Annotated in this window: 11 protein-coding genes and 1 pseudogene; 9 read left to right on the top strand and 3 right to left on the bottom strand. The window is 71.7% G+C overall.

Annotation, left to right across the window (positions count from 1 at the left end; translation table 11 throughout):
- Positions 1-2,087, bottom strand: a 2,087-nt coding sequence (gene secA, locus Q0588_RS03180) for a preprotein translocase subunit SecA (RefSeq protein WP_298743708.1), incomplete at its 3' end; no start/stop codon positions are given.
- Between the two features lie 239 nt (positions 2,088-2,326).
- Here secA and Q0588_RS03185 point away from each other — a divergent pair.
- From Q0588_RS03185 to Q0588_RS03200, 4 genes are read left to right on the top strand one after another with little or no spacing between them, the layout of a single operon-like run.
- Entirely contained in the window at positions 2,327-3,310 is a 984-nt protein-coding gene (locus Q0588_RS03185; protein ID WP_298743710.1) for a peptidyl-prolyl cis-trans isomerase, read from the top strand.
- Positions 3,307-4,689, top strand: coding sequence for a bifunctional glutamate N-acetyltransferase/amino-acid acetyltransferase ArgJ (gene argJ, locus Q0588_RS03190; protein ID WP_298743713.1), 1,383 nt, complete (start codon positions 3,307-3,309; stop codon positions 4,687-4,689). Before Q0588_RS03185 ends, argJ begins: the two co-directional genes overlap by 4 nt.
- Positions 4,686-5,096 (top strand): (deoxy)nucleoside triphosphate pyrophosphohydrolase, encoded by a 411-nt coding sequence (locus Q0588_RS03195; protein WP_298743715.1) that lies wholly within the window; start codon positions 4,686-4,688, stop codon positions 5,094-5,096. The genes argJ and Q0588_RS03195 overlap by 4 nt, the downstream gene beginning before the upstream one ends.
- A gap of 18 nt (positions 5,097-5,114) precedes the next feature.
- Positions 5,115-5,297 carry a Flp family type IVb pilin gene (locus Q0588_RS03200; RefSeq protein ID WP_298743717.1) on the top strand — a complete coding sequence of 61 codons (183 nt, stop codon included), beginning with the start codon at positions 5,115-5,117 and terminating at the stop codon, positions 5,295-5,297.
- 5 nt (positions 5,298-5,302) lie between these two features.
- Here the strand turns inward: Q0588_RS03200 and Q0588_RS03205 are convergent, their stop codons facing one another.
- Positions 5,303-6,190 carry a methyltransferase domain-containing protein gene (locus Q0588_RS03205; protein ID WP_298743719.1) on the bottom strand — a complete coding sequence of 296 codons (888 nt, stop codon included), beginning with the start codon at positions 6,188-6,190 and terminating at the stop codon, positions 5,303-5,305.
- Here Q0588_RS03205 and Q0588_RS03210 point away from each other — a divergent pair.
- Genes Q0588_RS03210 through Q0588_RS03225 form a run of 4 tightly spaced genes read left to right on the top strand, consistent with a single transcriptional unit; the run spans position 6,189 to position 8,571 of the window.
- Complete coding sequence (locus Q0588_RS03210; protein ID WP_298743721.1) at positions 6,189-6,995, top strand: ComF family protein; 807 nt, start codon at positions 6,189-6,191, stop codon at positions 6,993-6,995. The genes Q0588_RS03205 and Q0588_RS03210 overlap by 2 nt on opposite strands.
- A 42-nt stretch (positions 6,996-7,037) precedes the next feature.
- A complete protein-coding gene (gene grxC / locus Q0588_RS03215; protein ID WP_298743723.1) occupies positions 7,038-7,298 on the top strand; it encodes a glutaredoxin 3 in 261 nt (86 codons plus the stop codon).
- Positions 7,295-8,143: a carbon-nitrogen hydrolase family protein gene (locus tag Q0588_RS03220; RefSeq protein WP_298743725.1), complete on the top strand. Its 849-nt coding sequence runs from the start codon at positions 7,295-7,297 to the stop codon at positions 8,141-8,143. Before grxC ends, Q0588_RS03220 begins: the two co-directional genes overlap by 4 nt.
- Positions 8,140-8,571, top strand: a complete 432-nt coding sequence (locus Q0588_RS03225) for a DUF1178 family protein (RefSeq protein ID WP_298743726.1) — start codon at positions 8,140-8,142, stop codon at positions 8,569-8,571. Before Q0588_RS03220 ends, Q0588_RS03225 begins: the two co-directional genes overlap by 4 nt.
- Positions 8,572-8,601: 30 nt before the next feature.
- On the opposite strand, the gene ubiG is transcribed toward Q0588_RS03225, so the two are convergent.
- Positions 8,602-9,405, bottom strand: a complete 804-nt coding sequence (gene ubiG / locus Q0588_RS03230) for a bifunctional 2-polyprenyl-6-hydroxyphenol methylase/3-demethylubiquinol 3-O-methyltransferase UbiG (RefSeq protein ID WP_298743727.1) — start codon at positions 9,403-9,405, stop codon at positions 8,602-8,604.
- A gap of 55 nt (positions 9,406-9,460) precedes the next feature.
- Here ubiG and Q0588_RS03235 point away from each other — a divergent pair.
- Positions 9,461-10,008: pseudogene (locus Q0588_RS03235) on the top strand (aspartate kinase); the annotation flags it as partial.

Raw genomic sequence — 10,008 nt, forward strand, 5'->3', positions numbered from 1 at the left:
TTGCGGATGTCGTAGTTGCGGGTCTCGACCCGCTTCTGGGCGGTCTCGACGGCGCGGTTCAGCCACGGGTGGCTGATGGCCTCGCCCTCGGCCACGCCGAAGCTGCGCATGATGGCGTCGAGGCGGTCGCCGGCGAAGATGCGCAGCAGGTCGTCCTCGCAGGACAGGAAGAATTTCGACGTGCCCGGGTCGCCCTGGCGGCCGGTGCGGCCACGCAGCTGGTTGTCGATGCGGCGGCTCTCATGGCGCTCGGTGCCGAGCACGAACAGGCCGCCGGCGGCCAGCGACTTCGCCTTCTGGACGGCGATCTCGGCCCTGAACTCCGCCTCGATGGCGGCCTCCATCTCCGGCGTGACCTCGACGCCGAGATTGCGCTGCTCGAGGCGCCATTTCTGGAGCTTCATCTCGAGGTTGCCGCCGAGCTGGATGTCGGTGCCGCGGCCGGCCATGTTGGTGGCGATGGTCACCACGCCGGGCAGGCCCGCCTCGGCGACGATATAGGCTTCCTGCTCGTGCTGGCGGGCGTTGAGGACGCTGTGCGGAATGCCCGTGCCGGTCCTGACCTCGATGTCGAAGTCCTCGTCCTTCAGCGCCTGGTAGGCCTTCTTCGCCTCGCGGCGGACCTTCTCGTCGTCGCTGGCGACCTTGTCGAGCAGGTGCCGGTGCTGCGGCTTGAGCGTCTTGACGGGGACCTCGTACGCGAAGGTCTTGAGCAGTTCGGACAGGGTCTCGGACTTCTCGATCGAGACGGTGCCGACGAGGATGGGCTGGCCCCTGACGTGGCATTCCGCGATCAGGGCGGCGATGGCCTGGTTCTTCTCGGCGGAGGTGCGGAAGATCTCGTCGTCGTGGTCGATGCGCTTGACCGGCCGGTTGGTCGGCACCTCGAGGACGTCCATCTTGTAGATGTCGAGGAATTCCTGGGCCTCGGTCGCGGCCGTACCGGTCATGCCGGACAGTTTTTCGTAGAGGCGGAAATAGTTCTGGATGGTGACCGAGGCCAGGGTCTGGTTCTCGGGCTGGATCTTGACGCCCTCCTTGGCCTCGATGGCCTGGTGCAGGCCCTCGGACAGGCGGCGGCCCTGCATCATCCGGCCGGTGAACTCGTCGATGAGCATCACCTCGCCGGCCCGGATGATGTAGTCCTTGTCCTTTTGATACAGCGTGTTGGCGCGCAGGGCCTGGTTGATGTGGTGGACCAGGCTGATGTTGGCGGCGTCGTACAGGCCGGTGGTGTCGGCGGCGAACAGGCCGCGCGCCTCCATGATCTCCTCGATCCTTTCGGAGCCCTCCTCGGTAAGCAGGGCCTGGCGCTGCTTCTCGTCGAGGTCGAAGGTGGTCTTGTCCTGGATCAGGTCCTTGATGATCTCGTCGACGGTCAGATAGAGGTCCGAACGGTCCTCGGTCGGGCCCGAGATGATCAGCGGGGTGCGGGCCTCGTCGATCAGGATGGAGTCGACCTCGTCGACGATGGCGAAATGGTGCGGGCGCTGGACCATCTCGCGCCGGTCATAGACCAGGTTGTCGCGCAGATAGTCGAAGCCGAACTCGTTGTTGGTGCCGTAGGTGATGTCGGCGGCGTAGGCCGCCTGGCGCTGGCCCTGCGACAGGCCGTTGACGATGACCCCGACCTCCATGCCGAGGAAGCGGTAGACGCGGCCCATCCATTCGGCGTCGCGGCGGGCCAGATAGTCGTTGACGGTGATGACGTGGACGCCCCTGCCGCTGAGGGCGTTCAGATAGACCGGGGCCACGGCCACCAGGGTCTTGCCCTCGCCGGTGCGCATCTCGGCGATGCCGCCCTCGTGCAGGATCATCCCGCCGGTCAGCTGGACGTCGTACTGGCGCTGGCCGAGGACGCGCTTGGAGGCCTCGCGCACCACGGCGAAGGCCTCGTCCAGCAGTTTGTCGAGGGGCTCGGCGGCCGCCAGGCGGTCGCGGAACCGGTCGGTCATCATGCGCAGCTCGTCGTCGGACAGGGCGGCGAACTTGCCCTCGAGCGCATTGATCTTCTGCACCCGGCTCATGAAGTCCTTGACCTTGCGGTCGTTGGATGAGCCGAAAATCTTCTTGGCGATGCCGAGCATGAATGATCCGAAGGCGGGCGAGCGGCTGGGGCTCTGGTACTGAAACGGTCCCGAAGGAGCGACGACGACACGCCGCCGAGGCCTCGGCGGCGGCGGCCCGGCGCGCCTGGCTCAGGCGCGCGCGAGGGCCGCGCGAACGATCGAAAACCCCTCGACTTGGGCGCAGGCGGGACTTAAGCACCGGCCTTATCCCTGTCAACGCGAGGGCCTTTTCCGCCCGTGACGGAGCCTGCCCCGAAATGAGCCTGATAACGACCCGCAATCTGGGCCGCGCCCTGCTCCCGGCGGTGCTGGCGCTGGTCCTCGGCGTCGGCGGCTGCGGCCGGGGCGGCGGCTCCGAACAGCCGCCGGAGCCCGGCGACCGGGCCGTCGCCCGGGTCCAGGACGAGACCATCTGGACGTCCGACGTCAAGCGCGAGGCCGTGGCGCAGGGGCTGGTCGGCGAGGGCGAGCCGCTGGACCCGACCTCGGACCTGTTCCGCCGGGTGCTCGACGAGGTCATCGACCAGAAGCTGCTGGCCCGCGAGGCGGAGCGGCGCGGCCTCGACAACTCGGCCCTGGCGCAACGGCGGCTGGCGGCGACGCGCGAGCGCATCCTCGGCGACATGCTGGTCGAGACCGTGGTCAACGGCGAGATCACCGAGCGCAAGGTCGCGGAACTCTACCAGGAGCAACTCCGGCTGGCCCAGACCTCCGAGGAAATCCGCAGCCGCCTGATCCTCTCGCGCACCCGCGAGGAAGCCGAGGCGGTGGTCGGCATCCTCGCCCAGGGCGCGGCCTTCGAGGCCGTGGCCGCGCAGAGCTCCATCGACGACGCGACCCGCTATTCGGGCGGCGACCTGGGCTACCGCACGCTCGACGTGATGCCGGAGGCCTACGCCAACGCCCTGCGCGACAAGCCCGCGGGCTCGACCGTCGGCCCGTTCCAGACCGAAGGCGGCTGGGCGGTGCTGCGCGTCGAGGACCGCCGCCGCGAGACGCCGCCCACGCTCGAGCAGGCGCGGCCGCAGATCGTCCGCTACCTGACCTACGAGGGGGTCAGGCAACTGCTGGAGCAGCTGCGCGGCAAGGCCGAGGTCGAGGTCATGCTGAACGGCGACCCGCGCTCGCCGGAGCCCGCCTCCGCGCCGGTGAACCCGCCCGCCGGCGTCGCCCCGGCCGCGAAGGCGCCGTCCGCTCCGGCCCGCCCGGCGTCCCCCGCCGCGCCCGCGAAGGCCCCATGAGCCGCGCCCCCGACGCCGGCCGGGGCTCGGCCGGCCAGAAGATCGAACAGGCGCTGGAAAAGGCGCTGGATCCGCTGGCCACGGCGCTGAAGCGGGCGACGGCCCCGGCCCGCCCCGCCCCGGCGGCGCCGGGCAAGCCGGGTCTGCAGGTCTCGCCCCTGGCCGTGCCCTTTCCCGCGATTCCGCCGATCGCCGGCGTCGAGATCGCCACCGCCCGGGCCGGCTTCTACAAGCACGAGCGTGACGACCTGGTGGTGTTCCGCTTCGCCCGCGGCACGACCTGCGCCGGGGTGTTCACGCGGCACAAGGTCGGCTCGGCGCCGGTCGACTGGTGCCGGCGGCACCTCGACGCCGAGGGCGGCGGCTCCGACGTGCGGGCCCTGGTGGTCAACGCCGGCTGCGCCAACGCCTTCACCGGCAAGGCCGGGGCCGACGCGGCGCGCCGCACCGCCTCCGAGGTCGCCAAGCGCTTCGGCTGCCGCCAGCGCGAGGTCATGCTGGCCTCGACCGGGGTCATCGGCGTGGTGCTGGACGACCGCAGGATCGCCGCCCGGCTGAACGACATCGAGGCGGGGCTGGCGGCCGACGCCTGGCTGAAGGCCGGTCAGGGGATCATGACCACCGACACCTTTCCGAAGGGGGCCTTCGCCGAGTGCGAGATCGAGGGCCATCCGGTCCGCATCGCCGGCGTCGCCAAGGGATCGGGCATGATCGCGCCGGACATGGCCACCATGCTGGCCTTCATCGTCACCGACGCCGACATCCATCCGAACGTGCTGCGCGCCATGCTCGGCCTGCACGTGCGCACCACCTTCAACAGCGTGACGGTCGACGGCGACACCTCGACCAACGACACCTGTCTGCTGTTCGCCACGGGGTCCAGCGGCGCCCCGCGCATCGGCCGGGTCGGCGACCGCCGGCTGAAGGAATTCTCGGCCGCTCTTGACCGGGTCATGCTGGATCTCGCCCACCAGCTGGTCCGCGACGGCGAGGGGGCGGCCAAATTCGTCAAGGTCACCGTCGACGGCGCGGCCAGTCCGGCCTCGGCCCGCAGGCTGGCCAAGTCGATCGCCGAAAGCCCCCTGGTCAAGACCGCCATCGCCGGCGAGGACGCCAACTGGGGCCGGGTGGTGATGGCCGTGGGCAAGACCGAGGAGCCGGTCGACCGCGACCGGCTGGCGATCCGCTTCGGCCCCCATGTCGCGGCCGTCGACGGGGCGGTGTCGCCCGCCTACGACGAGGCCAGGATGAGCGCCTATATGAAGAACGCCGAGATCGACATCACCGTCGACGTCGGCTCGGGCCGCGCCTCGGCGACCGTCTGGACCTGCGACCTGACCCGGCGTTACGTCGAGATCAACGGCGACTATCGCTCGTGAGCGACGGTCTCCCCACCGTCCTCGTCGTCGCCGTGGCCCTGATCGACGCCGACGGCCGGGTGCTGATCGCCCAGCGGCCGCAGGGCAAGCAGCTGGCCGGGCTGTGGGAATTCCCCGGCGGCAAGGTCGAACCGGGCGAGCGGCCCGAGGCGGCGCTGATCCGCGAGCTGAAGGAGGAGCTGGACATCGACGTCACGGCGGCCTGCCTGGCCCCGTTCGTGTTCGCCAGCCACGCTTACGATTCCTTTCACCTTCTCATGCCCCTATATCTGTGCCGACGCTGGTCGGGGGTGGTTCGGAACCGCGAGCACGCGGCCCTGAAATGGGTGCGGCCGGCGCGGCTGGCCGACTATCCGATGCCTCCGGCCGACGAACCCCTGGTCGCCTGGCTGCGCGACCTGCTCTAGCCGCCGAAGGAGGGGGCCATGCGTGCTCTGTTCTCCCGGTTCCTGGCCGATGACAGCGGCGCCACGGCGCTGGAATACGGCCTGATCATTTCCCTGGTCTTCCTCGTCGCCCTCGCCGGCATCACCGCCTTCGCCGGGGCCGGGACGGGCACGTTCAACGAGGCCATGGGCAGGCTGGCGACGGCGATCGGCGCCGGCTGAGCGGCTCAGCCCTCGTCGCCGGTCCATTCCCTGACGCCCAGCGCATCCGCCAGCCGGACCTTCGCCGAGCCCGGCGCGAGGGGCTTCTGCTGGCTCTCGTGCGGCGCCCAGCCGGCCAGGTGGATGATCTCGAAGGTCGCGGGGATGCGGCCGTCGGCCTCGGCGAAGCGCTCGGCGTACAGCTCCGCCGTCCGCGCCAGCAGACCACGGGTGAGCGGACGCACCGGCCCCGCCAGGGCGTTGGTCTCGCCCATGGCCCGCAGGTCGCGGACCAGGGCAGGGAGGTCCGGATAGCGCACGGTCAGCCGGTCCACGTCCGCCACCGGCAGGGCGAACCCGGCCCGCTGCAGCAGGGCGGCCCCGTCGAAACCGTCGGCGAAGGGCGAGACCCGGGCCTGGGCCCCCCCGCGCACCTCCAGCTCCGCCTGGGTCAGGACGGCGCGCAGCTCCTTCAGCGTGCCGGCCCCCAGCAGCGTCCCGAGGAACAGCCCGTCCGGCCTCAGGGCCCGGCGAATCTGGACCAGGGCCCCGGGCAGGTCGCTGGCCCAGTGCAGGCTCATCAGCGAGACGATCAGATCCTGCGACTGGTCGGGCAGGACCAGCGGCGCGGCGCCGGGCGCGGCCCGCGCCGACAGATCCCCCGCCGTGCGCACCGGACCGACGCGACCGGCCGCCGGGCCGCCGGCCAGCAGGCGGGCGAACGGCCCCGGGCGCGCCGACAGGTCGACGGCGTCCGCAAAGGCGCGCAGGATGACTTCCAGGCTGTTCACCGCGTTTTCGGCGGCGCGCGCATGCAGGAAGTCGGCCGCGGCGAAACTCTTCTCCCCGCGCGCCAGCTTCGCCATCCGGCGCTGGCTGTCGAAGATCTCGGGGGGACCGGGGGAGGCGCTCATGGGTCATCAGGATGGGGCCTGGCGCGGGCGATTGGAAGCCGGCCGCTCACGGGTCCTCGTCGGCCTGCGCGCGCTGGGGCGGGGAGCGGCCGACCTGCTGCTGCCGCCGCTCGCCGACGACCGTCCGCAGGCGACCGCCTCGGCCGGGCTGACGGCGGACGCCTGGGCGCGGGTGGTGTTCCTGGAGGACCCGGTCTGCGACGGCTGCGGCGCCGCCTTCGAAATGGATGGCGGCGTCTTCGCCTCGCCGCGCTGCGCCGCCTGCCTGGCCCGGCCCTACGCCTTCGACCGGGCCCGGGCCGCCTGCGTCTATGACGAGGCGTCGCGCGGGCTGATCCTCAGGTTCAAGCACGGCGACCATCAGCCGTTCGCGCGGCTGTTCGCCCTCTGGCTGAGCCGCTCGGCGGCCCCGTTGCTGGCCGAGGCGGACGCGGTGGCGCCGGTGCCGCTGCACCGTTTGCGGCTGCTGTCCCGCCGCTTCAACCAGGCCGCCGAGATCGCCCGGCCGCTGGCCCGCGGCGCCGGCCTCGACTATCTGCCCGACGCCCTGGTGCGGCGGACCCATACCACCAGCCAGGGCGGCAAGTCGGCGCGCGGACGTCGGCTCAATGTCCGCACGGCCTTCGCGGCGACGGAGGGCGGACGGCGCCGGATCCGGGGCCGGCGCATCCTTCTGGTCGACGACGTGTTGACCACGGGCGCCACCGCCGAGGCCTGCGCCCGGGCGCTGATCGAGGCCGGCGCCCGCGCCGTCGATCTGGCGGTCGTCGCCCGGGTGCGGACCGCGCGGGAAATGCCTACATAGCCGCCACAGCCTACATAGCCGCCACAGAGTCTGGAGACCCCCTTGGCCGACGTCCTCATCTACACCAAACCCGGCTGCGGCTATTGCGACGCCGCCAAGGCCCTGCTCGACGGCAAGGGCGTCGACTACGCCGAAATCGTCGCCTCCAACGATCCGGCCAGGAAGCGGGAGATGATCCAGCGCTCCAACGGCCGCATGACCTTCCCGCAGATCTTCATCGACGGGCGCCATGTGGGCGGTTCGGACGACCTGTACGCGCTTGACCGGAAGGGCGAGCTCGACGCATTGCTCGAGGCCGGATGACCACCCTGCCCATCGCCCTGATCCAGACCCGGACGCCCGCCCGCCCGGAGGCCGCCCTGGCCCATGTCGCGCCGCTGATCCGCGAGGCGGCGGCCGGCGGGGCCAAGCTGATCCTGACTCCCGAGGCGACCAATTTCCTGATCCAGGACCGCGCCGCGCGCGACCGGGTGCTGGAGACCCAGGACGGGGACGGAGTGGTGCTCGGGCTGCGCGATCTCGCCCGCGGCCTCGGCGTCTGGCTGCTGATCGGCTCGGCCATCGTCAGGTCGGGGCGGGCGGGCGACGACCGGGCGGCCAACCGCTCGCTGCTGATCGACGACCGCGGCGGCGTGGTCGCCAGCTACGACAAGCTGCACGTCTATGACGTCGACCTGCCGACCGGCGAGCGCTGGCGCGAGAGCGCCTCGATCCGGCCCGGCGACGCGGCGGTGGTCGCCGATACGCCGTGGGGCCGGCTGGGGCTGAGCATCTGCTACGACCTGCGCTTTCCCCAGCTGCACCGGGCCCTGGCCCGGGCCGGGGCGGCGATGATCGCCGTGCCCGCCGCCTTCACCGTGCCGACCGGCGAGGCGCACTGGGAGACGCTGCTGCGGGCCCGCGCCATAGAGACGGGCTGCTATGTGCTGGCGCCGGCGCAGGCCGGGCTGCACGAGGACGGCCGTCGCACCTGGGGGCGTTCGACGGTGGTCTCCCCCTGGGGCGAGGTGGTGGCGAAACTGGACCACGACGAGCCCGGGGTGCTGTTCGCGACCCTCGATCTCGAGGCGGTGACGCGGGCCCGCGACGCCGTGCCGCAGCTGACCCACGACCGCGAATTCGCCCCTCCCGCGAACCTGCCGACATGATCCGCTATGCGCTCCAGTGCGACGGCGGCCACGGCTTCGAGGCCTGGTTCGGGGCCTCGTCGGACTATGACGACCAGGCCGCGCGGGGGCTGGTCGAATGCCCCGTCTGCGGCTCGCACGGGGTGAGCAAGCAGATCATGGCGCCGGCCGTGGCCGGAACGCGCAATTCCGCTCCGGGGCCGGACCTCGCGAAGATGCAGACCATGATGATGCAGGTGGCCCGCGAGGTCCGCAGCCACGTCGAGCGGAATTTCGACTATGTCGGCGACGCCTTCGCCCGCGAGGCCCGAGACATCCATGAGGGGCGCGCGGAGAAGCGCGAGATCTATGGCGAGGCCACCCCGGCCGAGGTGCGCAAGCTGAAGGACGACGGGGTGCCCTGCGCCCCCCTGCCGCCCGTCCCGCCCGACCCGGCCAAGCTGAACTGAGGCCTCTTGGGCGGGGGCCGCCGGACCGGCTCAGTCGCGGGTCGCGACCATCATGTAGTTGACGCCGGCGTCGTCGCCGACGCTCCACCGGTCGGCCAGCGGATCATAGGCGAGGCCCCAGGGTCCGGAGACCGCCAGCGGCTCTCCTGACAGCATCAGCCGGATCTCGTCCGGCTGGAGGAACCGGCGCCAGTCGTGCGTCCCCGGCGGCACCCAGCGCAGCAGATATTCCGCCGCGATCTTGCCGAGGGCGAGGGATTTCAACGTGCGGTTCAGGGTGGCGACGACCATCATGCCGCCGGGCCTCACCCGTCGGGCGCAGGCGCGCACGAAGGCCTCGGGGTCGGCGACGTGCTCGATCACCTCGAGGGTCAGCACCACGTCGAACGGCCCGGCCCCGGCGGCCTCCAGCTGTTCGACCGTGGCGGCGCGATAATCGATGTCGAGACCCTGCTGCCCGGCGTGGACCCGGGCCGTCCCGATGTTTTCGGACGAGGCGTCGATCGCGGTCACGGCGAAGCCCAGGCGGCGCATCGGCTCGGCCACCAGCCCGCCGCCGCAGCCCACGTCGAGCAGGGTCAGGCCGGCGAAAGGCGCGCGCTCGCGGATATCGCGTCCGAAGCGATCGGCGGCCCGATCCCGGACGAAGGCGAGCCGGGCGGGGTTGAACCGGTGCAACGGCGCGAACGGGCCGCGGGCGTCCCACCATTCGGCGGCCTGGGCCGAAAACCGCGCCACATCGGCGGGGTCGATCGACGGACCGGCCGCACGATCGTCGGACTCGTCCCCGGTTTGGGGTTTGCGCGCCGATACCGTGTCGTTAGAAGCGACCATGGGCCGAGGGATGAACCCGCACGGTTCTCCTTGCAAGACGGAGCGCTACGCCACGATGACGCGGCCAGACCCGAGCCGGCCAGGTTCCGACCGACTGGTGATGAAGTTCGGCGGCACCTCGATGGGCGACCTCGAGCGCATCCGCCGCGCCGCGCGCATCGTCGCGGCCGAGGCGGCGAACGGCAGGAAGGTGGCGGTGGTGGTCTCGGCCATGGCGGGCAAGACCAATGAACTGGTCGCCTGGACGGACGGGGCCGGGCGCCCGGGACCGGGCGTCGAGATGTCGGACGACGAGTATGACGTCGTCGTCGCCTCCGGCGAACAGGTGACCTCGGGGCTTCTGGCGCTGACCCTGCGCAACATGGGCCTGAACGCGCGCAGCTGGATGGGCTGGCAGATTCCGATCCTGACCGACGACGCCCACGGCCGGGCCCGGATCGAGGAGGTCCCCGGCGAGGTGCTGGGCGCGGCCCTCGACCGGGGCGAGATCGCCGTGGTGCCGGGCTTCCAGGGCGTCACCCGGGAGGGGCGGATCACCACCCTGGGGCGGGGCGGCTCGGACACCTCGGCGGTGGCGGTGGCGGCGGCGCTGGAGTGCCCGTG

This window comes from uncultured Brevundimonas sp. (assembly GCF_937870815.1).
GTDB lineage: Bacteria > Pseudomonadota > Alphaproteobacteria > Caulobacterales > Caulobacteraceae > Brevundimonas.